This window comes from Lysobacter terrae, from assembly GCF_054782215.1.
This window is the reverse complement of sequence record NZ_BAAGSX010000001.1, coordinates 636,323-662,134: the sequence shown is the minus strand read 5'-3', so window position 1 is coordinate 662,134 and position 25,812 is coordinate 636,323. Positions and strand designations below refer to the sequence as shown.

Annotated in this window: 26 protein-coding genes; 3 read left to right on the top strand and 23 right to left on the bottom strand. The window is 66.9% G+C overall.

Going from position 1 to position 25,812, the window contains the following annotated elements; translation table 11 throughout:
* Positions 1-32: 32 nt before the first annotated feature.
* From uvrC to ACYVJ8_RS03140, 18 genes are all read right to left on the bottom strand, one after another.
* Positions 33-1,859 carry an excinuclease ABC subunit UvrC gene (gene uvrC / locus ACYVJ8_RS03225; protein WP_460709448.1) on the bottom strand — a complete coding sequence of 609 codons (1,827 nt, stop codon included), beginning with the start codon at positions 1,857-1,859 and terminating at the stop codon, positions 33-35.
* Positions 1,860-2,374: 515 nt separating this feature from the next.
* Positions 2,375-3,145 (bottom strand): 3-deoxy-manno-octulosonate cytidylyltransferase, encoded by a 771-nt coding sequence (kdsB, locus tag ACYVJ8_RS03220; protein ID WP_460709447.1) that lies wholly within the window; start codon positions 3,143-3,145, stop codon positions 2,375-2,377.
* 37 nt (positions 3,146-3,182) lie between these two features.
* Positions 3,183-4,208, bottom strand: coding sequence for a tetraacyldisaccharide 4'-kinase (gene lpxK / locus ACYVJ8_RS03215; RefSeq protein WP_460709446.1), 1,026 nt, complete (start codon positions 4,206-4,208; stop codon positions 3,183-3,185).
* A gap of 4 nt (positions 4,209-4,212) precedes the next feature.
* Complete coding sequence (gene msbA / locus ACYVJ8_RS03210; protein WP_460709445.1) at positions 4,213-5,961, bottom strand: lipid A export permease/ATP-binding protein MsbA; 1,749 nt, start codon at positions 5,959-5,961, stop codon at positions 4,213-4,215.
* The gene (locus tag ACYVJ8_RS03205; RefSeq protein ID WP_460709444.1) at positions 5,958-6,413 is read right to left on the bottom strand and encodes an ExbD/TolR family protein; all 456 of its coding nucleotides are present in this window, start codon (positions 6,411-6,413) and stop codon (positions 5,958-5,960) included. Before ACYVJ8_RS03205 ends, msbA begins: the two co-directional genes overlap by 4 nt.
* 9 nt (positions 6,414-6,422) lie before the next feature.
* Complete coding sequence (locus tag ACYVJ8_RS03200) at positions 6,423-7,085, bottom strand: MotA/TolQ/ExbB proton channel family protein (protein ID WP_460709443.1); 663 nt, start codon at positions 7,083-7,085, stop codon at positions 6,423-6,425.
* Between the two features lie 157 nt (positions 7,086-7,242).
* Entirely contained in the window at positions 7,243-9,633 is a 2,391-nt protein-coding gene (locus ACYVJ8_RS03195) for a DNA internalization-related competence protein ComEC/Rec2 (RefSeq protein WP_460709442.1), read from the bottom strand.
* 26 nt (positions 9,634-9,659) lie between these two features.
* A complete protein-coding gene (gene lolD, locus ACYVJ8_RS03190) occupies positions 9,660-10,379 on the bottom strand; it encodes a lipoprotein-releasing ABC transporter ATP-binding protein LolD (RefSeq protein WP_460709441.1) in 720 nt (239 codons plus the stop codon).
* Positions 10,380-10,386: 7 nt separating this feature from the next.
* Positions 10,387-11,631 (bottom strand): lipoprotein-releasing ABC transporter permease subunit, encoded by a 1,245-nt coding sequence (locus tag ACYVJ8_RS03185; RefSeq protein ID WP_460709440.1) that lies wholly within the window; start codon positions 11,629-11,631, stop codon positions 10,387-10,389.
* Between the two features lie 41 nt (positions 11,632-11,672).
* A complete protein-coding gene (locus tag ACYVJ8_RS03180) occupies positions 11,673-12,125 on the bottom strand; it encodes a hypothetical protein (RefSeq protein WP_460709439.1) in 453 nt (150 codons plus the stop codon).
* Positions 12,076-12,330, bottom strand: a complete 255-nt coding sequence (locus tag ACYVJ8_RS03175; protein ID WP_460709438.1) for an FAD assembly factor SdhE — start codon at positions 12,328-12,330, stop codon at positions 12,076-12,078. Before ACYVJ8_RS03175 ends, ACYVJ8_RS03180 begins: the two co-directional genes overlap by 50 nt.
* Positions 12,327-12,749 carry an MAPEG family protein gene (locus ACYVJ8_RS03170; RefSeq protein WP_460709437.1) on the bottom strand — a complete coding sequence of 141 codons (423 nt, stop codon included), beginning with the start codon at positions 12,747-12,749 and terminating at the stop codon, positions 12,327-12,329. The genes ACYVJ8_RS03175 and ACYVJ8_RS03170 overlap by 4 nt, the downstream gene beginning before the upstream one ends.
* 16 nt (positions 12,750-12,765) lie before the next feature.
* The gene (locus ACYVJ8_RS03165) at positions 12,766-13,782 is read right to left on the bottom strand and encodes an SRPBCC family protein (protein ID WP_460709436.1); all 1,017 of its coding nucleotides are present in this window, start codon (positions 13,780-13,782) and stop codon (positions 12,766-12,768) included.
* Positions 13,782-14,567, bottom strand: a complete 786-nt coding sequence (locus tag ACYVJ8_RS03160) for a succinate dehydrogenase iron-sulfur subunit (RefSeq protein ID WP_460709435.1) — start codon at positions 14,565-14,567, stop codon at positions 13,782-13,784. The genes ACYVJ8_RS03165 and ACYVJ8_RS03160 overlap by 1 nt, the downstream gene beginning before the upstream one ends.
* Positions 14,568-14,582: 15 nt before the next feature.
* Positions 14,583-16,373, bottom strand: a complete 1,791-nt coding sequence (gene sdhA, locus ACYVJ8_RS03155; protein WP_460709434.1) for a succinate dehydrogenase flavoprotein subunit — start codon at positions 16,371-16,373, stop codon at positions 14,583-14,585.
* A gap of 3 nt (positions 16,374-16,376) precedes the next feature.
* Positions 16,377-16,772, bottom strand: a complete 396-nt coding sequence (gene sdhD, locus ACYVJ8_RS03150; RefSeq protein WP_460709433.1) for a succinate dehydrogenase, hydrophobic membrane anchor protein — start codon at positions 16,770-16,772, stop codon at positions 16,377-16,379.
* Complete coding sequence (gene sdhC / locus ACYVJ8_RS03145; protein ID WP_460709432.1) at positions 16,769-17,179, bottom strand: succinate dehydrogenase, cytochrome b556 subunit; 411 nt, start codon at positions 17,177-17,179, stop codon at positions 16,769-16,771. Before sdhC ends, sdhD begins: the two co-directional genes overlap by 4 nt.
* A gap of 76 nt (positions 17,180-17,255) precedes the next feature.
* Positions 17,256-17,444, bottom strand: a complete 189-nt coding sequence (locus ACYVJ8_RS03140) for a DUF1674 domain-containing protein (protein WP_460709431.1) — start codon at positions 17,442-17,444, stop codon at positions 17,256-17,258.
* Positions 17,445-17,473: 29 nt separating this feature from the next.
* Between ACYVJ8_RS03140 and ygfZ the strand changes: the two genes are divergently transcribed.
* Positions 17,474-18,346 carry a CAF17-like 4Fe-4S cluster assembly/insertion protein YgfZ gene (gene ygfZ / locus ACYVJ8_RS03135; protein WP_460709430.1) on the top strand — a complete coding sequence of 291 codons (873 nt, stop codon included), beginning with the start codon at positions 17,474-17,476 and terminating at the stop codon, positions 18,344-18,346.
* A 22-nt stretch (positions 18,347-18,368) separates the two neighbouring features.
* Here ygfZ and ACYVJ8_RS03130 read toward each other — a convergent pair whose 3' ends face one another.
* From ACYVJ8_RS03130 to ACYVJ8_RS03110, 5 genes are all read right to left on the bottom strand, one after another.
* Positions 18,369-20,639, bottom strand: a complete 2,271-nt coding sequence (locus ACYVJ8_RS03130; protein WP_460709429.1) for a thiamine pyrophosphate-dependent enzyme — start codon at positions 20,637-20,639, stop codon at positions 18,369-18,371.
* 93 nt (positions 20,640-20,732) lie between these two features.
* Positions 20,733-21,371 carry a glutathione S-transferase family protein gene (locus ACYVJ8_RS03125; protein WP_460711008.1) on the bottom strand — a complete coding sequence of 213 codons (639 nt, stop codon included), beginning with the start codon at positions 21,369-21,371 and terminating at the stop codon, positions 20,733-20,735.
* Positions 21,371-21,922 (bottom strand): GNAT family N-acetyltransferase, encoded by a 552-nt coding sequence (locus tag ACYVJ8_RS03120; RefSeq protein ID WP_460709428.1) that lies wholly within the window; start codon positions 21,920-21,922, stop codon positions 21,371-21,373. Before ACYVJ8_RS03120 ends, ACYVJ8_RS03125 begins: the two co-directional genes overlap by 1 nt.
* 66 nt (positions 21,923-21,988) lie before the next feature.
* Positions 21,989-23,155: an acyl-CoA dehydrogenase family protein gene (locus ACYVJ8_RS03115; protein ID WP_460709427.1), complete on the bottom strand. Its 1,167-nt coding sequence runs from the start codon at positions 23,153-23,155 to the stop codon at positions 21,989-21,991.
* A 665-nt stretch (positions 23,156-23,820) separates the two neighbouring features.
* The gene (locus ACYVJ8_RS03110) at positions 23,821-24,636 is read right to left on the bottom strand and encodes a glycine zipper 2TM domain-containing protein (RefSeq protein WP_460709426.1); all 816 of its coding nucleotides are present in this window, start codon (positions 24,634-24,636) and stop codon (positions 23,821-23,823) included.
* A 164-nt stretch (positions 24,637-24,800) separates the two neighbouring features.
* Here ACYVJ8_RS03110 and ACYVJ8_RS03105 point away from each other — a divergent pair, with 164 nt between their 5' ends.
* Positions 24,801-25,031 carry a DUF6116 family protein gene (locus ACYVJ8_RS03105; RefSeq protein WP_460709425.1) on the top strand — a complete coding sequence of 77 codons (231 nt, stop codon included), beginning with the start codon at positions 24,801-24,803 and terminating at the stop codon, positions 25,029-25,031.
* A 6-nt stretch (positions 25,032-25,037) separates the two neighbouring features.
* On the top strand, positions 25,038-25,811 hold the full coding sequence (locus tag ACYVJ8_RS03100; RefSeq protein ID WP_460709424.1) for a TatD family hydrolase: 774 nt from the start codon (positions 25,038-25,040) through the stop codon (positions 25,809-25,811).
* Position 25,812 lies beyond the last annotated feature (1 nt).

The window sequence follows — 25,812 nt, the reverse complement described above, 5'->3', positions numbered from 1 at the left end:
TGTATGGGGATTCGCCGGTGAATGACGACGGGCTACTGCGCCACGCCGTGCAGGGCAGCGTAGATGCGCTCGGCCAGCGCGGCGTTCACGCCTTCGACCCGCGCGATTTCCTCGACGCCGGCCGCTTTCAGTCCGCCCAGCCCGCCGAAATGCTTGAGCAGGGCGGCGCGACGGCGCGGTCCGATGCCCGGGATGTCCTCCAGGCGGCTGGTGCTGCGCGCCTTCTGGCGGCGGCCGCGGTGGCCGGTGATGGCGAACCTGTGCGCTTCGTCACGCACCTGCTGGATCAGCTGCAGCGCGGGCGATTCCGCGCCGGGATGGACGATGCGCCCATCCGGAAGCAGCAGCTCTTCGTCGCCCGGGCGCCGCGCGGGCCCCTTGGCGACGCCCACGAGGGTGACGCCCTCCACGCCCAGATCGTCCAGGGCGGTGCGCGCCTGCGCCACCTGCCCCGCGCCGCCGTCGATCAGCAGCACGTCGGGCATGACGCCCTGCTCTTCCACGGCGCGGCGGAAGCGGCGTTCGATCGCCTGGTGCATGGCGGCGTAATCGTCGCCCGGCTCGATGCCGGCGATGTTGTAGCGCCGGTATTGGCCGCGCACCGGGCCTTCGCTGTCGAAGACGACGCACGAGGCCACGGTCGCTTCGCCCATGGTGTGGCTGATGTCGAAGCATTCGATGCGCGCGGGCAGCGCCGGCAGGACCAGCAGATCGCGCAGGCCTTCGGCGCGGGCGCGCTGCGCGGCGTGGCTGGTGCGCTCGGTGGCCAGGGAGAGTTCGGCGTTGCGCCGCGCCAGATCCACATAGCCGGCGCGTTCGCCGCGGACGCTGGTCTTGATCTGGATTTTGCGGTCGGCGGTCAGCGACAGCGCTTCTTCGATCAGTCCGCGATCGGGAATATCGCGGTCCAGGACGATCTCGCGCGGCGGCGTTTGTTCGGCGTAATACTGGGAAACGAACGCCGCCAGCACTTCCGCGGCATCGGTGCTGCCGCCGGTCTTCGGGAAAAAGGCGCGGGTGCCGAGATTGCGTCCATCGCGGAACGCGAGCAGCAGTACGCAGGCCGCTGCGTCCTGCATCGCGACCGCCAGCACATCCAACTCTGCGGCGCGACCGTCGACATACTGGCGCGCCTGCAGGCTGCGGATCGACTGCATCAGGTCGCGCAGGCGCGCGGCTTGCTCGAATTCGAGGCGTTCGCTGGCCGCTTCCATCGCCTGTCCGAGTTCCTTGCTCAGTTCGTCGCTGCGGCCGTCGAGGAACAGGCTGGCGCGGCGCACGCTCTCGGCGTAATCCTCCGCGGGCACCAGGCCGACGCAGGGCGCGCTGCAACGGCCGATCTGGTGTTGCAGGCACGGCCGGGAGCGGTTGCGGAACACGCTGTCTTCGCAGCTGCGCAGGCGGAACAGCTTGTGCATCAGGTTGAGCGTTTCGCGCACGGCGACCACGCTGGCGTAGGGGCCGAAATAGCGGCCCGGAACGGCGCGCGGTCCACGATGCAGGGCGATGCGCGGCCAGCTCTCCGTCGTCAGCAGAACGTAGGGGTAGCTCTTGTCGTCGCGCAGTTGCACGTTGTAGCGCGGCTTGAGCGACTTGATCAGCTGGTTTTCCAGCAGCAGCGCTTCGGCTTCGGTGCGGGTGACGGTGACTTCCATGCGCGCCACCTGCGCCAGCATCGTGGCGATGCGCGGCGACTTGGGGGAGGCGTTGAAGTAGCTGGCGACGCGGTTCTTGAGTGCGCTGGCCTTGCCGACGTACAGCACGGCGTCGTCGGCGGCGATCATGCGGTAGACGCCCGGCGCGGTGCTCAGGCCTTTCACGAAGGCCTTGCCGTCGAAAGCCAGGGTTGTGGAAGTCATTGGATCGGCTGGCATCGGCTCGCGTATCTGGGGTCGATTATGCGCGAGCGCAACCTTTGCCGCGATTGCGTAACTGAATTTTCAGGTGCAGCGGCTGTGGGGTTCCAGCGCGGGCAGGCGGTGCCGGTGGGCAGTCGCGACACGCCGTGAATCCGTCCATGGAGGCTTGATCGGCGGCATCCATGCCGCCGACAGTCGCGCCTACCCACCGGCACCGCCTGCCCTCCCATACATCTCGGGCGCGTTGGCAAAGGCAAAAGCAACTCGCTTCGCTCGCCCCCTCATCTGCCCTTTGGGCATCTTCTCCCCGCGCGCGGGGAGAAGAAGAGCGTGTGGCCGAAGCGGCGATCGTCACGCTCGCGATAAGCGCTGCCCGGCGGGATGGGGGTGCGGAGAGCGGACCAGGATGGTCCGCGGCCCCGACTAAAGGCAGGGATGCCGTCCGGAGGGGCGGAGCACCCCCATCCCGTCGGGCAGCGCGTCCTACCGAAGCCGTGAACGCGGTCGGCGCAGTACTAACGACGTTCCGCCATCCGCGCTTCCGCGCGAGCGAGGTCTTCAGGCGTATCCACGCCCGGCGGAAACGGTGCAGGCGTCACCGCGGCCGCGATGCGGAAGCCGGCTTCCAGCACCCGCAGTTGTTCGAGCGATTCCACCTGCTCCAGGCGGCCGGGCGGCATTGCCGCGAACCGTTGCAGGAAGCCTGCGGTGTACGCATAGATGCCGATGTGGCGCAGCCAGTGACCGCCTTCGGGCAGCTGCGTGCGATCGCGCGCGAACGCATCGCGTGGCCACGGCAGCGGCGCGCGGCTGAAGTACAGGGCGTCGCCGTTGCTGGCCTGCACCAGCTTCACCGTGTTGGGATCGAACAGCGTTTCCACATCGGTCACGGGCGCCGCCAGCGTCGCCATCTCCGCCCCGCTCTGCTGTAGCAGCGCGGCGACGGCACGAATGCCTTCCGCCGGAGCGAAGGGTTCGTCGCCCTGCAGGTTCACCACCAGCGTGTCGTCGTGCCAGCTCGCGATGCGCGCGCATTCGGCGAGACGATCGGTGCCGGAGACGTGCCCGGTCGAAGTCATGGCGACATGCACGCCGCTGCCCTGCAGCGCGTCGGCGATGCGCTGATCGTCGGCGGCGACCCATACCTCACGCGCACCGGCGGCCAGCGCGCGGCGGGCCACATGCAGCACCAACGGCTCACCGGCGAGCAGGCGCAACGGCTTGCCCGGCAGGCGCGAGGCGGCATACCGGGCGGGAATGGCGACGACGAAATCCGATGCACTCATGCAAGCCTCTACCAACAAAGCCTCAACGAAACCGCGCTCAGCCGTGGGCGGCGCGCAATTTGCCCAGCAATGCCACCCAAAACGCTTCAGGCAGCTCCGCAGTCACCGGCACGCTGAACCAGTCGTCGCGCGCGATCTCGGCGCACTTCACCGCGTCCTTCTCCGTCATCAGCACCGGCAGGCGGCTGCCGAACTCGAAGTCGGCCGCCGTATAGCGGTGATGATCGTGGAACGCATGCGGCACCACCGCGATGCCGAAGCCGCGCAGCATCGCGAAGAAACGCTCGGGATCGCCGATCCCGGCCACCGCATGCACGCGCTGACCCGCGAACGAGGCCAAAGGACGCGCACGCCCGCCCGTGATCGGCGTTGCATGCTCGGCCAACAATTTCATCGGCCATTCGCCGAAACCCGCGCCGGCATTGCCTGACGACGCATTGCCGCCATTGGGCGCACCCCCGCCGAGATTGACGACGCGGAAGTCGCACCGTTGCGCGCGTTCGACCGGCTCGCGCAGCGGCCCCGCCGGCAGCCGCTGCGCATTGCCATAGCGCAGGCGGCCGTCGATCACTTCGATCTCGATGTCGCGTGCCAAACGGTAATGCTGCAGGCCGTCGTCGCAAACGATGACGTCGCAGCCTGCCTTCACCAAGGCCTTGCTTGCGGCCACGCGGTCGCGGTCGACGCGCAGCTTGGCGCCGGTGTGCAGCGCGATCAGCGCGGGCTCGTCGCCGACCTTGGCCGGATTGCTTTCGCGGTCTACCCAGCGCGGCTGCGAAGGTTCCTCGCGGCCGTAACCGCGGCTGGCGACGCCGGGTTTGAAGCCTTCGGCCTGCAGACGCCGCACCATCGCGATGGTGAGCGGCGTCTTGCCGGTGCCGCCGACGCTGATGTTGCCGACGACCAGCACCGGCACCTCGCTGCGCCAGCTGCGCAGGATGCCCTTCGCGTACAGCCGTCGGCGCAGTCCGGTGATCGCCGAATAGATCCCGGACAACATGCGCGCGCCCCAGGGCACGCGCGCTTCGCCATACCAGTACGCGGGACGTTGTCCGCTCGCCATCGGCTCACTCGCCCTCGCGGAATTGCATGCGGTGCAGGTGCGCGTACAGCCCGCCCTGCGCCAGCAATTGCGCGTGCGTGCCGCGTTCGACGATGCGTCCCTGGTCCATCACCAGCACCTGGTCGGCGTGCTCGATGGTCGAGAGGCGATGCGCGATCACCAGCGTGGTGCGGTTGGGCATCAGATGATTGAGTGCGTCCTGCACCAGGCGTTCGGACTCGGTGTCGAGCGCGGCCGTGGCTTCGTCCAGGATCAGGATCGGCGCGTCCTTCAACATCGCGCGCGCGATGGCGACGCGCTGGCGCTGGCCGCCGGAGAGCTTGTTGCCCTTCGCGCCGATGTGGGTCGCGAGGCCCTCGGGGAGCTGCTCGATGAATTCCATCGCATTCGCGCCGCGCACGGCGCGATCCAGCGCCTCGTCGCCGGCGTCCTGCAATTCGCCGTAGGCGACGTTCTCGGCGACGCTGCCGCCGAACAGCATGACCTGCTGGCCGACCATGGCGATCTGCCGGCGCAGATCGGCAAGGCGATACTCGTGCAGGGGATGGCCGTCGAGTTCGATGCTCCCCGATTCCGGTTCATAGAAGCGCGGGATCAGCTTGATCAACGATGACTTGCCGCTGCCCGAACGCCCCACGATCGCCGTGACCGTGCCCGGCCTCGCGGTGAAACTGACATCGGCGAGCGCCGGACGCGTCTGGCCCGGATAACGCGCCTGCACGGCGTGGAATTCGAGCAGCCCCTTGGCCCGTTCGATCGGGCGCGTGCCCGCATCCGGTTCGTCGGGCGCATCGAGTACGGAAAACAGGCGTTCCGCCGAAGCGATGCCGCGCTGGAGCAATCCCTGCACGTTGGTCAGCTGCTTCAGCGCGGGAATGATCGCCAGCATCGAGATCATCAACTGCACGAAACCACCGGCGCTGAGGCGTCCGGCGGCGGCTTCGCGGCCGGCGAAGAACAGCAGCAGCGCCAACCCCACCGCGCCGGTCAACTGCACCACAGCGGAGGAGATGCTGCGAGTGGCCTCGATCTTGAGGCTGAGCTTGAGATGGTGGTTGGCCTGCTCCGAATAACGCTTCAGCTCAGCCGGCTGCGCGCCGTAGATCTTCACTTCCTGCTGGTTCGACAAGGCCTGGTCGGCGGACAGCAGCAGCTGCGCCCCGCTCTCCTGCACGCGATGGCCGAAACGGCGATAGCGGCGCCCGACCTTGTCCATCATCCACGCGATTACAGGACCGAGCAGCAACACGGCGAGGGTGACGCGCCAGCTCGCGTAGAGCATCACGCCGAGCATGTAGATGACCTGCAGCGACTGCTGCAGCATCACTTTCGCCGAATCGATTGCGGCCTGCGCGACCTGGTCGCTGTCGGAGCCCAGCCGCATCAGCATCGACGGCACCGGTTCACTGTCGAAGCGTGCGCCGGGCAGACGCAGGTACTTGCCCAGCGCGGTCGTGCGCATGTCGCGGGAGATGCCGCGCCCCGCCTTGGCCATGTACAGGTCGGTGATGTAACCGGCGATGCCGCGCACGACGAAGATCCCGACGATCGCCAGCGGCAGCAGCAGGCTGAATTCCTGGTTCTTGGCGACGAAGGTCTCGTCGACCATCGGCTTGGTCAGCAGGCCGAAGGCACCCGCCGCCGCGCCTTCCAGCATCAGGCCGATGAAGGCGATGAACAGGATCATCCGGTACGGACGGGCCAGTCCCAATAATCGCCGGTAGATGGACCACGGCGAGGCGGTGGAGGTCACTGCGCCTTCCCTTGCGAACTCGCGCCGCGCGGGTTGGCCGTCTCCGGTGACGTCGCGAGCATGATCTGGCGGAAGCCGAGCTGGCCCAGTGCATCGTAGGCCGTGACCACGGCCTGATACGGCGTACGCGCGTCGGCGCGCAGCAGGACCTTGCGCTCGCGGTCGCTGCCGGCGACTTCGGCGAGCGTGGCCTTGAGCGACTCGACGTCGTCGCGCAGCACTTCGCGGTCGTCGACGAAGTAGCGGCCGTCGGCGTTCACCAGCACGCTCAGTGCGCGCGTGGTGTCGGTCGCGGCTTCTCCGGTCGCCTTGGGCAACTGCAGCTTGAGCACCGAGCGGGCGTCGAAGGTGGTGGTGACGACGAAGAAGATGATCAGCGTGAGGATGACGTCGATCAGCGGGATCAGGTTGATCTCGGGTTCGTCGTCCTTGCGGTGGTCACGAATGCGCATCGGCGGAACTCAAGGCGTGCCGACCGGCGGGGTGATGCCGTGCGTGCCGGGGGCCATGCGGGCCGATGCCGGACGCGGCTCGATGGTGTCGAGCAACTGGATCGCTTCGTGTTCCATGTCGACGATGTACTCGGCGATGCGTCCGCGGAACCAGCGGTGCGCGATCAGCGCCGGGATCGCGACGATCATGCCCGTGGCCGTGCACACCAGCGCCTTGCCGATGCCGCCGGCGAGCTGGTTCACGTCGCCGATGCCGTGGTCGAGGATGCCCAGGAACATCTGGATCATGCCGACGACGGTGCCGAACAGGCCCAGCAGCGGGCCGGCGGCCGAGATCGTGCCGAGCGTATTGAGATAACGCTCCATGCGGTGTACCAGATGGCGGCCGACGTCCTCGATGCGTTCGCGGATCTGATCGCGCGGACGGTTGCGTACGTCGAGCGCAGCGGCCAGGAGCGCGCCCAGCGGCGAAGTCGCGCGCAGTGACTCGATATGGGCCGGATCGAGCTTGCCGCCCGCCGCCCACGTCCGCACTTCCTTGCCCAGTCCCGGCGGCAGCACCGCGCGGCGGCGCAGCGTCCAGGCGCGCTCGACGACGATGGTCAGCGCCAGCACGGACAACAGGATCAGCGGAATCATCGGCCAACCGCCGGCCTTGACCAGTTCCAGCACTCGCAAACCTCCGGCCCGCGGCCGCTCTTAAGGGGTACACCTAAGGGGTATGTCCCAAGGTGGGTCGGGACATCAGGCCGCTAGCATACGGAGCGGACCTCACGGTGGCGATATTTCGGGGCCGGGAACCCGGCAATCAAGCCGTTCACGGCCGACGTCAAGGCCTGCGGGCCGCGTCCCACCAGCGCGGCTGTGCGCCGCGTCGCGTTTCGACCATTACGCCGCGGGCGCGCAGCCCCACGCGCAGGGCGCCACCGGTCGCCGTATCGAGCGTGTGCGCGCCCGCGTGCTGCCAGCGCTGCAACACCTCGGGCCGCGGGTGGCCGAAGCGGTTGCCGTGACCGGACGACACCAGCGCGTAGCGCGGATGCGTGGCGTCGACGAAGGCGGCGTCGGACGATCCGCCGCTGCCGTGATGGGCGACGAGCACGACGTCGGAAGCGAGCTCCTGCCGATACAGGCGCACGAGGTCGCGCTCGATGACCTCGCCGATGTCGCCGGTCAGCAGCGCCGAGCCGTTCCTGCCGCGTACGTGAAGAACGCAGCTGGACTCGTTCGCCAGGTAGGGGAAATGCGCGGGCGGATGCAGGAAGCGGAACTCCACGCCGTCCCAATTCCAATGGTCCCCCGCCCGACAGGGCGTGGTCGGGAACGGCGGCATGCCCGGCAGGCGCACACCTTCCGGCGCCTGCGTACGCAGCACCGGGAATTCCCTGCGCACCGCCGCAAAGCCGCCGACGTGGTCGAAGTCGCCATGGCTGATGACCGCCCGATCGATGCGACGTACGCCCAGTGCGCGCAACGCCGGCGTAACTGCGCGTTCGCCCGCATCGAAACCGTCCTCGACCGCGGGGCCCATGTCGTAGAGCACCGCATGTGTCCGGGTGCGTACCAGGACGGAGAGCCCCTGCCCCACGTCGATCACCAGCAGTTCCGCTTCGCCGGGGTTGGGCAGATCGCGGTCCGGCCAGAGCAACGGCAGCCACAGCAGCAACGCCAGCGATTTTCCGGGCATGCCCCGCGGCAGCAGCAGCCAGAAGGCGCCGCACAGCGCCAGCGGCAAAGCGAACCAGCGCGGCTCCGGCAGCCACCACAGCGACAATCCGCTGCGCGACAACCGCTCGAACAAGGGCCAGGTCAGATCGAAACACCAGGCGGCCCAGCGCCACGCCCACGCGCCTGCACCTGCGTGCACGGTCTCCAGCAGCAAGCCGGCGAGCGCGAGCGGAACGACGACCAGGCTCCACCAGGGCACGGCGAGCAGATTGGCGACCGGTCCGGCCAGCGACGCCTGCCCAAACAGGGCGACGCTGGGCGGCAACAGGCCCAACGTAGCGGCACCCTGCGCCGACAGGAACTCGCGCACGACGTGCTGGCCCCCATCGGGCAGACACCACAGCAGCCAGGCCACGCCCAGGAAGCTGAGCCAGAACCCCGCGCCGATCACCGCCAGCGGATCGAACAGGATCACCGCGATCGCCGCCAGCGACAGCGCCTGGGGTGCACGCGCCGGCCGTCGCCACGCGCGCGCGGCCGCGACCACCGCGATCATCAACACCGTGCGCACGGTGGGCAGGGCGAAGCCCGCCGCCGCGGCATAGCCGGTAGCGCCGGCGACTGCGGCAAGCGCTGCCGCCGCGGGCAGCGGCCAGCGCCGTGCCAATGCCGGCAGCAACCACCACAAACCGCGTGCGAGCAGAGCGGCGAAACCGGCAACCAGTCCTACGTGGAATCCGGAAATCGCGATGAGGTGGGTCAGTCCGTTCGCCCGCAACACCGTCCAATCGTCATCGTCGAGCGCGCGCGTATCGCCCAGAGCCAATGCGCGGAGGAAACGCGTCGACGACGCCGGCACTTGCGCGGCGATGCGGTCGGACATCGTCTCGCGCCAGGCCAGCAGTCCGCTCGCGGGCGCGACACGCCGCGCCATTGCAGGGGCGTAGACATAGCCGGTAGCCGTGAGGCGCTGCGCGAGGGCGAATTTTTCGGCATCGCTTCCACCCGGGTTGCGCAGACCGCGCGGCGCCCGCAGACGCACCGGTAGCGACCAGTGCTCCCCTGCACGCAATCGTTGTCGCGGTTTGGTGTCGGCGTGATGCTCGTCGTACCAGGACAGCCGCAGTACACGGCCGCGAAGGTCGGACTGCTCACAACCGTCGGCATCCACCGCGAAGAGGAAACGGATACGGCGCGGTTCGTATTCCGGCAGGTCGACGATGCGCCCGCTGACGATGAGCTCGCTTTTCTCCAGCGACGCCGGCAGCTGCACGGCGAGCGAGTACGCCCCGTGCACACCGGTGAGCGCGAAGCCGCAGACGAAGGCACCGGCGACGCGCGCGACCGATCGAAGCCAAGGCACCGAATCGCGCCCGCGCAGCGGCGGCCAGCCACACCAGCCGCACCATCCCGCGAGCAGCAAGGCCAGCGATACACCCCAGGGCGCCAGCCAGGGAAGCCACAAGCAGGCGACCACGCCCGCCAGCAGCGCCAGCGCGGCGGAGATTCCCAGTGCGGGAGGGTTGAATGGTGGCGTCCTTGCCACTTGCATTATGGGTTGCGCTCCTTCGCTAAGACCTACACCTCGTCGCGCTGCAGCTGCCGAAGCTTGCCTTCATGCAACTCGAGCACCCGATCCATGCGCCGCGCGAGCGCGCGCGCATGCGTGACCAGCACCAGGCTGGTGTGATGCTCGCGATTGAGCGCCAGCATCAGTTCGAACACGGTGGCGGCGGTCTTCTCGTCGAGATTGCCCGTAGGCTCGTCGCCCAGCACGCAGGCCGGACGATTGACCAGCGCACGCGCCACGGCCGCGCGCTGGCGTTCACCGCCCGAAAGCTCGCCCGGCTTGTGTTCCAGGCGATGTCCCAGGCCTACCGATTCCAGCAACGCCTTCGCCCGCTGCGAGGCGTCCGCAACGGCGGTGCCGTTGAGCAGCACCGGCAGCATCACGTTTTCCAGCGCCGTGAACTCCGGCAGCAGATGATGGAACTGGTAGACGAATCCGAGCGACTTGTTGCGCAAGGCGCCACGCGCCGCGTCCGACAGCGCGCTCATCTTCTGTCCCGAGACGTAGACCTCGCCCGCGGTCGGCGTATCCAGGCCGCCAAGCAAATGCAGCAGCGTGCTCTTGCCCGCGCCGGAAGCGCCCAGGATCGCCACGGTTTCGCCCTTGGCGACCGACAGCGACAGGCCATCGAAGACCGGCGTGCGCAGCTTGCCTTCGGCGTAGGTCTTGCCCAGGTGCTCGGCGTGAATCACCGCCTCGTTGGCGGCGTCGCGGGTAGCGCTGTTCATCGCATTCTCACTCATAGCGCAGCGCCTCCGCCGGAGCCGTACGTGCCGCGCGCCAGGCCGGATATACCGTCGCCAGGAATGCCATCAGCAATGCGGTGACCGCAGTCAGCACCACCTCGTGCGCCTGCAGATCGGTGGGCAGGCCGGTGATGTAATAGACGTCCTCCGGCAACAGCTGCACGCCGAAGACGTACTCGATGCCATGCAATACGTGCTCCAGGTTGAGCGTCAGCAGGATGCCGCCGATGACGCCGATGGTGGTGCCGATCACGCCGATCAGGGTGCCCTGCACCATGAATACCTGCATCACGCCGCGCGGCGTCAGGCCCAGCGTGCGCAGGATCGCGATGTCGGCCTGCTTGTCGGTAACCAGCATCACCTGCGAGTTGACCAGGTTGAAGGCGCCCATGCCGATGATGAAGGCCAGCAGGATCGCCATGATGGTCTTCTCCATCTTCAGCGCACGGAACAGGTTGGCGTTCTCGCTGCTCCAATCGCTGACGGTGTACGGCCCCTTGAGTTCGAGCGCGAGATCGCGCGCGACCTCGAAGGCCTTGTCCATGTCGTGCAGCTTCAGGCGCACGCCGGTGACGCCCTCGCCCATCCGCAGCACGCGTTGCAGGTCCTGCATGTTGACGACGGCCAGGCCCTTGTCGAAATCGTTGTAGCCCGCCTCGAAGATGCCGCTGACCTGGAACCGCTTCTGCGTGGCGATCGCCCCCATCGGCGTGCTGCGGAAGTCCGAGGTGGTGACGATCACGCTGTCGCCGACGCCTACACCCAACCACAGCGCCAGTTCGCGGCCAAGCACGATGTTGAAGCTGCCGGGGGTGAGCTGGTCGAGCTTGCCTTCGACCATCTTCTGCGGCAGCACCGAGACCTTGCCCTCCTCCGCCGGCAGCACGCCGCGCACGAGCGCGGGCTGGTTGCGGGCGCCGGAGATCAGCGCTTCCTTCTCCACGTACGGCGCGGCACCGGCGATGCGCTTGTCGATCAGCGCGACCTCGACCGCGTGCGGCCAGTCCTGCACCGGTTCGCCGTAGCCGCTGACCGTCGCATGCGCGGTCATCTGCAGCATGCGATCGCGGATTTCGCGCTGGAAGCCGCCCATCACCGACATCGTGGTGATCAGGATCGCGACGCCCAGCGCGATGCCGACGATCGACGCGAACGAGATGAAGGAGATGAAGCCATTGCGGCGTTTGGCGCGCAGATAGCGCAAGCCGATGGCGACGGGAACGGGTTTGAACATGCCGGGTCGGATCTACAGCCGGGGCGCGGGGCGCGAAGCGGCTATGGTGCCATCGAACGCGGTGTACGCAGCGGGACGCGTGCGGCCATAGCCAGCCGGAGTTCACGCCGCGCGGCGGCGCTCAGGTTATCCGGCCACCCCAGCAGGTACGCGCGACGGCCATCGGCGCTGCGCCAGCGCAGAAAGGCCAGCGGCCCGCGCCAGCGCACTTCCAGCGCCTGCATGGGCTGGCCGTCGATCGTCGCTTCGCTGTTTCCCGGCGGAATCACGATCAGGCGAACCGGACGCCGCCGTTCGCGTCGCGCCAACAGGGTCGCCTGCGTCAACGCCGCCAGCGCGAGCGGAACCGAAGCCTGCCAGGGCAGCTGGGACGCGACGGCCGCAATATCCGCCAGAAGGCCAAGCGCGCCCAAGGCAATGACAAGAACGCGTGAGCGACGCCACTCAAGGCGGCAAGGCGCGGATGCGGTCGACCAGCGTCTGGATGTCGGCATCGTCGGCAGTCTCGTGGCCCATGAACCAGTGCCACAGCCTATCGTCCTCGGTTTCCAGCAGGCGTAGGAAAACGCCGCGCTCGGCCTGGGAACTCTGCCGCCATTCGCGATCGAGGTAGCGGCCGAACAATTGGTCGAGTTCTCTCATCCCGCGTCGGCACTTCCAGCGCAGGCGCCGCAGCTCGGCTTCGTCGGATTCGTTCATTCGCTCAGCAGTCCGTAACCCAGCATGCCCCACATCGCCCACAGCACCATGCCGCCGGTGACGTAGACGTAGAAGCGATGCATCACTTTGTTGTAGGTGCACTGGATCCAGCTGTGCACGATCCGCAGCGCTACGAAGAGCCAGGCCAGCACCACTAGCGGCACGGTCACCAGGTCCGCCAGCGCAGCCACCGCCAGCGCGAGATAGAACAGCACCGGCAACTCGAACAGGTTGCGGAAGTTGTCGGCCGCGCGGCTGTCGGTGAGACGCGCCGATACCTGCGCGGACAACGCCACCGCCTGCGGGTGGATCCGCTCGCGCTTCATCTGGCCGATGCGGGTGAAGTACATGCGCCACCACACCACGAAGGTGAGCGCCGCCATCGCCACGGCAGGTAGAAAAATCGAACTTGATGCCATCGCCCCCCCGAGTGATCTAGCTCCGGCCAGCAGTGATCGCTTCCGCGCGGTGCCTGTAGAACTGCAGGATGGTAGCGGCCGCGTCGTCCACCAGCAGCTTTCCCCAGACATCCGCGTACCAGTTGAAATTCGTGCTCACACGATAGGTCACGTGGATGTCCAGGCGCGTTCCCTGCCCTTCGGGCGTCAGGCGATAAGACGTGTCTACCAGGTCGAAGTACTTGCCGCCGATGACCACATGTTCATCCAGCGCATCCGCCGGAATGGCTCCCGGGAGGAACGAGTAGCGCCAGCGGATATAGCGCTTCTCTTCCCAGGCATCGATCGGCTCGTCGAAGCGCACGCCCTTGTCCCAGCGCAGCTTGCGCACGCGCCCCTGCGGAGTCTCGACGGTATGCGCCGATTGCGGGTACGGCACGCCGATGCGGTAGGCCAGGCCGTCGCGCATCTCGGCCGGCTGGATCGCCTCGGCGCGGTTGATCAGCCCCCAGATGACTTCAGGGGCCGCATCGATCTGCACCGACGCGTCCGCAGTCTGCAGCCGGTCCGGAAGCGGTTGACCGCGCTCCCACAGCCCAAGCAAAAGGGGCAACATCAGCAGCAGGCTCATCGCCGAAGCCGAGGGCCGATACAGTTTCAACACCGCCCACATCACCACGCCGCCCAGCGAACTGATGCAGAGGAACAGCGGCAAGGCCATGGCGATGCAGATGCTGCCTTCGATCATCAGCAGCGCGGTGCCGCCCACGAAGGCGAGGATCGGCAGCCAGGGTGCGATCAAGGCGTAACCCAGCGTGCGCTGGCGGCCGCCGGAGAAGTACACGGTCAGCGTGCCGATCAGGAACGGCACCAGGCAGACGAACGACCACAGCATGGCCTCGCTGGCGGCGTTGGAACGGCCGCCGCTGGCGAACAGCGGAAGGCCGAAGGCCAACCGCATCAGCAAGCCATAAACAGCGCCGATGGCGAAGACGTAGCGCTTCTTCAGCGCCGTGCCGAAACCGGAATCCCTGCCCGGTATCGCGACGCTCATCAGACGCGTCGCGCGAGCATCAGCTTCTTGATCTCCGCGATCGCCAGCGCCGGGTTCAGGCCCTTCGGGCAGGTGCGCGCGCAGTTCATGATGGTGTGGCAGCGGTACAGCTTGAACGGATCTTCCAGATCGTCCAGGCGGCTGCCGGTGTCTTCATCGCGCGAGTCGACGATCCAGCGGTAGGCCTGCAGCAGGACCGCCGGGCCGAGGTAGCGCTCGCCGTTCCACCAGTAGCTGGGGCAGCTGGTCGAGCAGCAGGCGCACAGGATGCATTCGTACAGGCCGTCGAGCTTCTTGCGGTCGGCCGGCGACTGCAGGCGCTCGCGGTCCGACGGCGCCGGGCTCTGCGTGCGCAGCCACGGCTTGATCGAGGCGTATTGCGCGTAGAAGTGGGTCAGGTCCGGCACCAGATCCTTCACCACCGGCATGTGCGGCAGCGGATAGACCGGCAGTTCGCCCTTGCCGCTGCAATCGCTGATCGCCTTGGTGCAGGCCAGCGTGTTGGTGCCGTCGATGTTCATCGCGCACGAACCGCAGATGCCTTCGCGGCAGGAACGGCGGAAGGTCAGCGTCGGATCGATCTCGTTCTTGATCTTGATCAGCGCATCCAGAACCATCGGACCGCAGGTCGCCAAGTCGACTTCGTAGGTGTCGACGCGCGGATTCATGCCGTCGTCCGGATTCCAGCGATAGACCTTGAACACGCGCGGCTGCTTGGCGCCGGGCGAAGCCCAATGACGGCCCTTCTGGATCTGCGAGTTCTTGGGAAGAGTGAATTCAGCCACGTTGCTCGCTCCGGATCAGTAGACGCGCTTCTTCGGCGGCACCACGGCGACGTCATCGGTCAGCGTGTACATGTGCACCGGGCGGTAGTCGATCTTGGTGTTGCCGGCTTCGTCGATCGAGCACAGGGTGTGCTTCTGCCAGTTGGCATCGTCGCGATCAGGGAAGTCCTCGCGAGCGTGGGCGCCGCGCGATTCCTTGCGGTTCTCCGCCGAGACGATGGTGACCAGCGCCTGGTCGAGCAGGTTCGAAAGTTCGAAGGTCTCGATCAGGTCCGAGTTCCAGATCAGCGAACGGTCGCTGACCTTGACGTCGGCGAAGGACGCGTGGATCTCACGCATCTTCGCCACGCCTTCGGCCAGCGTATCGCCGGTGCGGAACACGGCGGCGTCGGCCTGCATCGTGCGCTGCATCTTGTCGCGGATGACCGAGGTCGGGGTGCCGCCGTTGGCGTTGCGCAGCTTGTCCAGGCGCGCCAGCGACGCGTCGCAGGCATCGGCTTCGAGCTTGGCGTGCGCGCCGTTCGGGGTGATGGTTTCGGCGGCGCGGTTGGCGACGGCGCGGCCGAACACGACCAGGTCGAGCAGCGAGTTGGAACCCAGACGGTTCGCACCGTGCACCGACACGCAGGCGGCTTCGCCGATCGCGTACAGGCCCGGGACGACCGCGTCGGGATTGCCGTCGCGCAGCTGCACCACTTCGCCGTGGTAGTTGGTCGGAATCCCGCCCATGTTGTAGTGCACGGTCGGAATGACCGGAATGGGTTCCTTCTCCACGTCGACGCCGGCGAAGATGCGCGCCGATTCGGCGATGCCCGGCAGCTTCTCGTGGATGACTTCCGGGCCGAGGTGGGTCAGGTCGAGCAGGATGTGGTCCTTGTGCTCGCCGACGCCGCGGCCTTCGCGGATTTCGATGGTCATCGAGCGGGAGACCATGTCGCGCGGGGCGAGGTCCTTCACGCTCGGCGCGTAGCGCTCCATGAAGCGCTCGCCATTGCTGTTGCGCAGGATGCCGCCTTCGCCGCGCACGCCTTCGGTGATCAGGCAGCCCGCGCCGTAGATGCCGGTCGGGTGGAACTGCACGAACTCCATGTCCTGCATGCCCAGGCCGGCGCGCAGCGCCATGCCGCCGCCATCGCCGGTGCAGGTGTGCGCGGAGGTCGCGCTGAAGTAGGCACGGCCGTAACCGCCGGTGGCGAGCACGGTGCCCTGCGCGCGGAACAGATGCAGCGTGCCTTCGGACATGTCCAGGGCGAGCACGCCGCGGCAGGCGCCGTGCTGGTCCATGATCAGGTCGAGGGCGAAGTATTCGATGAAGAACTGCGCGTCGTGCGCCAGCGACTGCTGGTACAGCGTGTGCAGGATCGCGTGGCCGGTGCGGTCGGCCGCAGCGCAGGTGCGCTGCGCCGGCGGGCCTTCGCCGAAACGCGTGGTCATGCCGCCGAACGGACGCTGGTAGATCTTGCCGTCGTCGGTGCGCGAGAACGGCACGCCGTAATGCTCGAGTTCGATGATGGCCGGAATCGCTTCCTTGCACATGTATTCGATCGCGTCCTGGTCGCCCAGCCAGTCCGACCCCTTCACGGTGTCGAAGAAGTGGTAGCGCCAGTCGTCCTCGCCCATGTTGGCGAGCGCCGCGGCCACGCCGCCCTGCGCCGCCACGGTGTGCGAACGGGTCGGGAAGACCTTGGTGATGCAGGCGGTCTTCAGGCCCTTCTGCGCCAGGCCGAAGGTGGCGCGCAGGCCCGCGCCGCCGGCGCCGACCACGACCATGTCGAACTTGTGTTCTTGAATCTTATAGGCCGCCACGACTCAGGCTCCCAGCGCGATGCGGATGATGGCGAGCACGCTGGCGAGTGCCGCGAGAACGCAGATGAAGATGTTGGCCAGGTGGAGCACCGTAGCCGACCACGGCGTGTGCACGTAGTCCTCGATGATGACCTGCAGGCCGAGTTTGGCGTGCCAGAAGGTCGCGACAACGAAAGCGATCAGCAGCACGGCGTTGCACGGACGGGCAACGGCGGCGCGCACGCTGCCGTAGTCCGCGCCGACCAGCGAAATGATCAGCCACAGCACGTACAGCGACAGGAACACCAGCGCGACGGCGGTGATGCGCTGCAGGACGAAATGATGCGTACCGTCCTTGGCCGAGCCCAGGCCACGCGCCGTCTTCAGCGGCGTGCGCAGGCGATTGTTGGAAGCACTCATGCGCCACCCCGCTGCATCATCGCCAGCACCCAGATCAGCACGGTCAGCAGCAGGCTGCCGAAGACGGAAATCCAGCTGCTGCGCACGAAGGATTCGATCGCGTAGCCGTAGCCCGCGTCCTGCACCAGATGGCGGATGCCGTTGAGCAGGTGAAAGGCCAGCGACCAGCTCCAGCCGAACAGGATCAAAAAGCCCAGCGGCGAGCGCGCGAACGCGCTGAAGTGCGCCCACTGCTCCGGTCCCGCGGCCAGCGACAGGAACGCGCAGACCATCAACAGGCTGCCCAGGGCGAGGACGACACCGGTCGCGCGGTGCAGGATCGAAGTCACCATCTGCACCTGCCAGCGGTAGACCTGGAGGTGGGGCGACAAGGGGCGTTCGCGGACGCGCGGGTCGGGAGCAGCCATGGGCGTGCGTTGTTTCTCGGCTGGGCGGCATCGAGCCGCGTGGCGGAAGTGAAAAGCGTGAGCGTGAAGCGGGTAGCTAGAAGTCGATGCAGCGGCCGTTCTTTTCCCAATCGCCGTAGCGGGTCGGTTCCGGGCCTTCGCGTCCGCCCCATTCCTTTGGGGGCTGCTTCGTTGTCGACTCGTCCGGGGCGGGTTGCGAACCTGCGCCGGCGGGCCCGTCCGTGACAGCCTCGTGCGGGGCTTCCTGGGGGGATTGGCCTATCATCACAGCGCAAAATCTTAATTCCCGCCCCCATGCATGACAACCCGCAGGCCAGCGCCGGCTTGAATTTCAGCCTTCCCGACCACCGTGTGATCGCGCTTTCCGGCCGCGATGCGGCGACGTTCGCGCAGGCGCAATTCATGAACGATCTCAAGGTCTTGGCGCCGGGCCGCTGGCAATGGAGCGGCTGGCTGACGCCGAAAGGACGCGTGGTCGCGCTGTTCGCGCTGCTCAAGTTCGACGAGGAAAATCTGTGGCTGCTGGCGCCGGATTCGGACCCGGTGACCTTCGCCGCCGCGCTGCAGCGCTTCGTCTTCCGCAGCAAGGTCACCATTGCGGTCCGCGACGACCTGCGGGTGGAGGGCACTTTCGCCATGCCGGCGCAGGCGCGCGGCAACGAAATCGCCGGCGAGGCTGGCAGCGGCATCGAACTGGACTTCAGCGCCGACGGCGGCCCGCGCACTTTGCGGATCCTGCCGGCTTCCACGGCCTCGCACGATCCGACCTGGATGGCGCGCTGGGCCGCGTTCGACCTCGAACACGGCATGACCCGCCTGCCCGCCACGCAGTCCGACCACTGGACGCCGCAGCAGCTTTCACTCGACCGGCTCAATGCCTTCAGCGTGAAGAAAGGCTGCTATCCGGGGCAGGAAATCGTGGCGCGCACGCACTTCCTCGGCAAGGTGAAGCGCGGCCTCGCCCTGATCGAAGCCGCATCCGCTTTGCACCCCGGCGAAGATCTCAAGACCGCAACCGACCCGCTGGGCCACCTGATCGCCAGTGCCGACCACGACGGGCGCCACTTCGCGCTCGCCGTCGTGCCGCTCGAACGCGACAGCGCGACGCTGCAGGCGGGCGGCGTCGAGGCGCGCGAACTGCCGCTGCTGGAAGGCCTGGCGCGCTGAGCGGCGCGCCAGGCAACGGACCTCAGGCCAGGCGATCGGCCGCGGCGACGATGTCCTCTTCCGCCGGAATCACCAGGAAGGCGGCGCCGGCCAGCGGCGTATAGGTATCGACGCCGACCACCCGCTGGAACGGACGCGCACCGAAGCCGCCTTCGGCAATGGCGGTGATCACGCCCTCGCCCACGCCGGCGCTGTGGCGGCCTTCGTCGACGACGACTATGCGCTTGGCCGACTTCGCCTGTTCGACGATGTAAGCCTCGTTGAGCGGGACCAGCCAGCGCAGGTCGACGACGCGCACCTTCCAGCCGTGCTTGGCTTCGATCGCACGCGCCGCGCGCAGGCTCATCGGCACGCCGTTGCCGTAGGTGAAGATCACCAGGTCGTCGTTGCCTTCACCGTATACGCGGCCCTCGCCCAGCGGCATCGCTTCCTCGGGCTTGGGATAGGTCGTCAACCACTGGCCGTCGCCGGCTTCGTACAGATCCTTGGTCATGTACAGCGCGATCGGCTCCAGGAACACGCTGACGCGGCCGTCGACCTTCGCCAGCGCCGTCAGCGTGCGCAGCATCGTCGCCGCGTCGTCGCCGCGCGACGGACAGCCCACGACCAGGCCCGGAATGTCGCGCAGCGCGGTGATCGAGTTGTCGTTGTGGAAGTGGCCGCCGAAGCCGCGCTGGTAGCCAAGTCCGGCGATGCGCACGACCATCGGGTTGGCGTACTGGTTGTTGCTGAAGAACTGCAGCGACGCCGCTTCGCCGCGGATCTGGTCGCAGGCGTTGTGGAAGTACGCGAGGTACTGGATCTCGGGGATCGGCAGCATGCCCATGTTGGCGAAGCCCTGGGCCATGCCCAGGATCATCGTTTCGTCCAGCAGCGTGTTGAACACGCGACGTGCGCCGAAGGCTTTCTGCAGGCCCTTGGTGACGGTGTACACGCCGCCCTTCTGCGCCACGTCCTCGCCGAACAGCAGCGTGTCCGGGTACTTGGCGAAGATGTCGTGCAACGCGTTGTTGATCTGGATGGCGAGATGGCGCGGCGCCTGGTTCTCCGGCAGCTTGGCTTCGCCACCGAAGACGTCGAGGCGGCGCTGCGCGTAGTCGGCGCGTTCGGCTTCCTGCTGCACCTTCGCCGGCGTGTACGGCGCGAGCGGTGCGATCACGTCTTCGAGCTTGTCGAGCTTGGGGCGACGGTCGGCTTCCTCGGCCGCGGCGAAACACTTCTTGCGCGTGGCTTCGTACAGGTCGAGCACTTCGTCCTTCGTCATCAGCCCCGACTCGAGCGCGATGGCGGCGGAGCGCAATAGCGGATCGGCCGCTTCCACCGCGCACAGTTCTTCGACCGAACGCCACTCGATTTCGAAGTCCGTACCGGCGTGGCCCATGATCCGGTTGGTCTTCAGATGCAGGAAGGTCGGGCGACGCGTACGGCGGCAGTGCTCGACGGCCTTCTGCACGTCGCCGTAGCCCGACGCCAGGTCCAGGCCGTCGGCGAAGAAGTAGTCCAGGCCGTCCATGTTCTGGAAGCGGTTGGCGACCCAGCCCGACGGCGTCTTCACCGAAATGCCGATGCCGTTGTCTTCGCAGACGAACAGCACCGGCGCCGGCAGCTTCTGGTACGCCGTCCACGCCGCGGCATTGAAGGCCGTCTGCGCGGTGGCGTGATTGGACGAGGCGTCGCCGAAGGAGCAGATCGCGATGCTGTCGTCGGGAATCGGCAATGCATGGCCGAGGCGCTTGCCCGCTTCGATGGCGACCGCGGTGCCCAGTGCCTTGGGCAGGTGCGAGGCGATCGTGGACGTCTGCGGCAGCACCCACAACGGCTTGCTGCCCCACACCTTGTGGCGGCCACCGGAAGCCGGATCGTCCTTGCTGGCGGCGAACGACAGCGCCGAATCCATGACCGGATCCATTCCGGGGAGCTTGCGGAAACGCTCGGCCATGAAGCCGCCCGAGCGGTAATGCAGGAACGCCGGATCGGTATGGCGGGTCAGGCGCGCGACCATCGCGTTGCCTTCGTGGCCGCTGGAACCGATGGTGTAGAAAACCTTGTTCTGCACGCGCAGCACGCGCGCCATCAGGTCGAGATGGCGGCTGATCAGCTGCGATTCGAACAGTTCACGAAAACCCTGCGCGTCGAGCGCGCTGCCATCGAGGATGGCCTCGTGCGCGGCGGGCTTCGCGTCGCTGCGCCCATTCCAGGCCTTCACGAAATCGGTGAAGTTGACGTCGCAGATCTCGGCCCGATTGAGGCCTTTCATGCGAGCGGGAATGGGGCTGGGAATGGTCGCGAACATGGAATCTTTTCTCGTAGCGCGGGCTTTGGCCCGCCGTTTTTGGAATTCGATGAAGGTGGCCTGGAGCCACCTAGGAAAGCAGGCCGCGGCCCGTTACATGGATTGGTCGATCAACGCCTGCGCAGCGGCATCCGGCTCGGGCATGGGCACAAAGCCCGGCGTCGCTTCGACGCGCGCGAGCCAGTCGCGGATCGCGGGATACGTATCCAGCCCGATACCGCCATGCGCGGCAACGCAGGTGTAGGCGTGCAGCGCGATATCGGCGATGCCGTAGAAGTCGCCGGTGAACCAGCGCTGCGTCGCCAGATGACGCTCCATAACGGCCAGGGCCTGATGGCCGCGTTCGCGCAGGCGCGGCAGGTCGGCGCGGCGCGGTGAATCGATCGGCGTCCAGCCGCAGATGAAGCGCGCCACGGCGATGTACGGCTCGTGGCTGTACTGCTCGAAGAACATCCAGCTCAGCGCCTGCGCCTTCTGCCACGGGTCCACGGGCAGGAACGGCGAGCCTTCGGCGAGCCAATGCAGGATCGCGTTGGACTCCGTCAGTACGCGGCCGTCGTCGAGTTCGAGGAAAGGCACTTTGCCGTTGGGATTCTTCGCCAGCATCTCCGGCGTGCGGGTCGAGCCGTCGTCGCTGCGCTTCTCGACCCACTTGTAGTCGCGCCCCAACTGCTCCAGCAGCAGACGCACCTTGTGGCAGTTACCGGAGGGCGAAAAGCCGTAGACCGTAATCACGCGCAAACCTCCTGGCGCCGCGCGAGCCACTCTTCGCGCGTCTGTCCCCAGATATCGATGGGGTGCGCATCCAGCGGCGCCGGCAGCTTGCCCGGTCCGCGATTGCGCGAACCCAGGCGCTGGGCGACCGCTTGCGAGGCGGTGTTGGTGGGGGCGATGGAATGGATCACTTCGCTCCAGCCCAACACATCGAATGCCCAATCCATGGCGACGGTGCAGGCTTCGGTCGCGTAGCCCTTGCCGCGCGCGTCCATATGGAACGAATAGCCGACTTCCGTGCCGGGCCAACCGTCCGGCCGCCACGGGCCGGCCTGGCCCATCCAGCGGCCGCTCGACTTCTCGATCACCGAAAACATGGCGAAGCCCTGCAGCAGCCAGGCCCCCGGCATCTGCAGGAAGCGCCGCCATGCTTCGTGACGCAGCAAGGGGCCGCCGATGTGATGCGAACTCTCGTCCGCCAGCATTTCCGCGTAACGCTCGAAATCCTCGACCCGCGGCACGCGCAGGATCAGTCGCGAGGTTTCGAGCTGGACATCAGGAGCAGGCAAGGCCACATCCTCCCGCAGGTTGCAGACTCGGCATCGCCCCTGCACGGGGCGATGCGCGGACAGACATCAGAACGCGTTGATACCGGTCAGCTCGCGGCCGATCACCAGCTGATGCACGGTTTCGGTGCCTTCGTAGGTGATGACCGATTCGAGGTTCAGGGCATGACGGATCGCGGCGTGCTCGGTGGTGATGCCGGCGCCTCCGAGCAGATCGCGGCATTCGCGGGCGATGTCGATCGCGATGCGGCAGTTGTTCCACTTCGCCAGCGAGACCTGCGAGGGCTGCATGTTGCCGGCATCCTTCAGGCGGCCCAGCTGCAGCACGAGCAGCTGTGCCAGGGTGATGCGGCGGGACATTTCCGCCAGCTTGATCTGCGCGCTCTGCGTCGCCGCCACCGGGCGGTCGAACAGGATGCGTTCCTTGGAGTAGTTCAAGGCCTCGTCCAGGCACGCGATGGCGGCGCCGATCGGGCCCCAGGTGATGCCGTAGCGGGCCTGGGTCAGGCAGCCCAGCGGGCCCTTGAGGCCTTTCACGTTCGGCAGGCGGTTGGCTTCGGGCACGCGCACGTTGTCGAAGTACAGCGCGCTGGTCACCGATGCGCGCAGGCTCATCTTGTGCTTGATTTCCTGCGCCGCGAAGCCGGCCATGCCCTTCTCGACGACGAAGCCCTGGATGCCTTCGTCGGTCTGGGCCCAGACGATGGCGATGTCGGCGAGGTTGCCGTTGGTGATCCACATCTTGGAGCCGTTGAGGATCCAGTCGCCGCCATCCTTGCGGGCGTTGGTCTTCATGTTGGCGGGGTCGGAGCCGCCGTGCGGTTCGGTCAGGCCGAAGCAGCCGATGGTTTCGCCGCGTGCCATCGAGGGCAGCCAGCGCTCGCGCTGTTCTTCGCTGCCGTAGGCGTAGATGGGGTACATGCACAGCGAGGACTGGACGCTGACGAAGCTGCGGATGCCGCTGTCGCCGCGTTCCAGTTCCTGGCAGATCAGGCCGTAGCTCACCGCATTGAGGCCGGCGCAGCCGTACTTTTCCGGAAGCGAGGAACCGAGGAGGCCGAGTTCGGCAATTTCGGGCACCAGTTCCTTCGGAAAGCGGCCCTGATCGAATGCATCGCCGATGATCGGCAGGACGCGTTCGTTGGTGAAACGCGCGACGGTGTCCTGGACCGCCTGCTCTTCTTCGCTCAGGAGGGAACGGACGTCGTACAGATCGTAGGGGTTCAGGGCAGCCATGTTCGGGAGCTCGGGCGCGAAGAAAGACGCCCATTGTATCGGCCGGTTTTACGGGGTGGCAGCCGTGGAATGGCCGACCCGGGGGCGCTTACTGGGGCAAACCGACGATCGGACCTGCGGATTGCGCATGTCCCGGGAACACCAATCCATGGAGGCTTGTCGGCGGCATCCATGCGATATCGGCGCGGGCAGGCGGTGCCGGTGGGCAGTCGTGACACGCCGTGAATCCGTCCATGGAGGCTTGTCAGCGGCATCCATGCCGCTGACAGTCACGCCTACCCACCGGCACCGCCTGCCCTCCCACACATCGCGGGTGCGTTGGCAAAAAGCAAAAGCAACTCGCTTCGCTCGCCCCCTCATCTGCCCTTCGGGCATCTTCTCCCCGCACACGGGGAGAAGAAGAGCGTGTGGCCGAAGCGGCGAACGTCACGTTCGCGGTTAGCGCTGCCCGCCGGGATGGGGGTGGCGGAGGGCGGACCATGGATGGTCCGCGGCCCGACTAAAGGCAGGACTGCCGTCCGGAGGGTCGGAGCCACCCCCATCCCGGCGGGTAGCGCGTCCCTTCCGAAGCCGACCGCCTCAGCGACGGCAAAGCAAAGGCAAAGACAAAGAAAACGGGGCCGGATCGCTCCGGCCCCGTGGGGTATTGCTTGCTGCGTGAAAGCTTAGCCGCCGGTCTTGTCGCTGCCAGCGGAGGCCGTCTGGGTGACGACTTCGCCATTGATCACCGGCAGCTTGTTACCCGGCTTTTCGTCCATGCGGATGGTCTGCTCCTGACCGTTGTAGCGGTAGGTCACGTCATAGCCGGTCACTGCGTTCTCCGAACCCAGGCGGATCTGGCTGCCCGGCTTGGTGCCCGTGCGCATCGTGCCCGTGGTGCCGTCCGGATTGCGGTAGGTCACGTTGTAAGCGACCGTCTTGCTGGAGCTGCTGGTATCCGACACGGTGTGGCACTGACGCTCGGTGCGGTTCACGATCTTGCCGCCGACGTGGTTCTTGTCGACGCGGTTGCCGATGTAGCCACCGGCTGCTGCGCCGGCGACCGTCGCGGCCTTGCGGCCGTTGCCGCTGCCGACCTGGTTACCGACCAGGCCGCCGATGATGGCGCCCGCCACGGTGCCGCCGACGTTGCCGTCGCGTTCCGGCGCGCGTTCCTGCACCACCACGTCCTGACACACTTCGCGCGGCGTGGAAGTCGTGCTGGTTTCCTTCACCGGTTCGGTGCCGATCACGGTCGCGTACAGCGGCTTCTTCTCGGTCAGTTCCTTGACGTTCACGACGTCGGCGTATTCGAGCTTGCTACCTTCGATAGCACTGTTGGCAGCGACGTCGCCCGCGGCGCCGGCGGTTGCAGCCGGGTTGGCCGTAGCGAAATCGCTGGTCGCCGCGGTGTCGTTGTTGCGGAAGCTGTTGTAAGCCGCTACGGCGACACCGCCCACTAGCAGCGAAGCCAGCGCGACGGCGAGCATGTTCTTGTTCATGGGGCCTCCTGCTGCGGGTATCTCCCGCGTGTTGGTTGGACGGCTGCATTGCAGCACCGCCAACCTGAACAAGCGCCTAGCCAATACAACGAAAAGCTAACGGAGATGAACCGGTTGTTCACACCGTGATAGCGTGCACATATCCAACGTGTTCGGTTACCGCCATGGCTAATCCTTTGCTGGCTCCCATCCTCGGCTTTCTTGGTCGCCTGACTTATCCGCGGCTGTTCGTCGTCACAGCGACGCTATTCGTCATCGACCTGATCATCCCGGACTTCATTCCATTCGCCGACGAAATCCTGCTCGGCCTGGGCAGCCTGTTGCTGGCGAATTTCAAGAATCGCAAGACGCCAGCACAAGGCGGCAAGGTGATCGACGGCGAATCGCGCCGCTGAGTAGACGTGGCGCTCGTAGATAGCCACTGTCATCTCGACGCCGCGGAATTCGATGCCGATCGCGAGGCGGTGATCGCACGCGCGCGTGCGGGCGGCGTGACCCGCCAGATCATTCCCGCGGTGGATGCCGCCGGTTGGCCTAAACTGCGCGAGGTCTGTTCCGGCGTAACGGGGTTGTATCCCGCCTACGGACTGCACCCGATGTACCTGGATGCGCATCGCGACGAGCATCTGGTGCAACTGCGCGAATGGATCGAACGCGAAAACCCGACCGCCGTCGGCGAATGCGGCCTGGACTATTTCGTCGAGGGCTTGGATCACGATGCCCAGGCGCATTACTTCGAAGGACAGCTTCGGCTCGCGCGGGAATTCGAGCTACCGGTGATCGTGCATGCGCGGCGTGCAGTCGACGCCGTGACCGTGATGATTCGTAAGGTCGGGAAGCTGCGCGGGGTGATCCACAGCTTCTCGGGAAGCGAGGAACAGGCCCGCCAGTTGTGGGAGCTGGGATTCATGATCGGCCTGGGCGGGCCGGTGACCTACGAGCGGGCCAACCGCCTGCGCCGGCTGGCCGCAAACATGCCGATCGAGCATCTGCTGCTGGAAACGGATGCGCCCGACCAGCCCGACTCCGATATCCGCGGCGAGCGCAACGAACCCGCGCGCCTCACACGGGTCCTGAGCGTGATCGCGGAACTGCGCGGCTGCAGCGAGGACGACGTCGCCCATGCGACAAGCGCGAACGCCGAACGCCTGTTCGGCCTGCAACGCTCGCGATAGC

Coding starts and splice junctions, on each gene's coding strand:
- ACYVJ8_RS03165 (WP_460709436.1), bottom strand. CDS start 13,782: ATGAGCGTCGCGATACCGGGCAGGGATTCCGGTTTCGGCACGGCGCTG.
- uvrC (WP_460709448.1), bottom strand. CDS start 1,859: ATGACTTCCACAACCCTGGCTTTCGACGGCAAGGCCTTCGTGAAAGGC.
- lolD (WP_460709441.1), bottom strand. CDS start 10,379: ATGAACAGCGCTACCCGCGACGCCGCCAACGAGGCGGTGATTCACGCC.
- kdsB (WP_460709447.1), bottom strand. CDS start 3,145: ATGAGTGCATCGGATTTCGTCGTCGCCATTCCCGCCCGGTATGCCGCC.
- ACYVJ8_RS03170 (WP_460709437.1), bottom strand. CDS start 12,749: ATGGCATCAAGTTCGATTTTTCTACCTGCCGTGGCGATGGCGGCGCTC.
- lpxK (WP_460709446.1), bottom strand. CDS start 4,208: ATGGCGAGCGGACAACGTCCCGCGTACTGGTATGGCGAAGCGCGCGTG.
- ACYVJ8_RS03205 (WP_460709444.1), bottom strand. CDS start 6,413: ATGCGCATTCGTGACCACCGCAAGGACGACGAACCCGAGATCAACCTG.
- ACYVJ8_RS03175 (WP_460709438.1), bottom strand. CDS start 12,330: ATGAACGAATCCGACGAAGCCGAGCTGCGGCGCCTGCGCTGGAAGTGC.
- ACYVJ8_RS03180 (WP_460709439.1), bottom strand. CDS start 12,125: ATGCCGACATCCAGACGCTGGTCGACCGCATCCGCGCCTTGCCGCCTT.
- ygfZ (WP_460709430.1), top strand. CDS start 17,474: ATGCATGACAACCCGCAGGCCAGCGCCGGCTTGAATTTCAGCCTTCCC.
- ACYVJ8_RS03105 (WP_460709425.1), top strand. CDS start 24,801: ATGGCTAATCCTTTGCTGGCTCCCATCCTCGGCTTTCTTGGTCGCCTG.
- sdhC (WP_460709432.1), bottom strand. CDS start 17,179: ATGGCTGCTCCCGACCCGCGCGTCCGCGAACGCCCCTTGTCGCCCCAC.
- ACYVJ8_RS03185 (WP_460709440.1), bottom strand. CDS start 11,631: ATGTTCAAACCCGTTCCCGTCGCCATCGGCTTGCGCTATCTGCGCGCC.
- ACYVJ8_RS03130 (WP_460709429.1), bottom strand. CDS start 20,639: ATGTTCGCGACCATTCCCAGCCCCATTCCCGCTCGCATGAAAGGCCTC.
- ACYVJ8_RS03195 (WP_460709442.1), bottom strand. CDS start 9,633: ATGCAAGTGGCAAGGACGCCACCATTCAACCCTCCCGCACTGGGAATC.
- ACYVJ8_RS03140 (WP_460709431.1), bottom strand. CDS start 17,444: ATGATAGGCCAATCCCCCCAGGAAGCCCCGCACGAGGCTGTCACGGAC.
- sdhD (WP_460709433.1), bottom strand. CDS start 16,772: ATGAGTGCTTCCAACAATCGCCTGCGCACGCCGCTGAAGACGGCGCGT.
- ACYVJ8_RS03110 (WP_460709426.1), bottom strand. CDS start 24,636: ATGAACAAGAACATGCTCGCCGTCGCGCTGGCTTCGCTGCTAGTGGGC.
- ACYVJ8_RS03115 (WP_460709427.1), bottom strand. CDS start 23,155: ATGGCTGCCCTGAACCCCTACGATCTGTACGACGTCCGTTCCCTCCTG.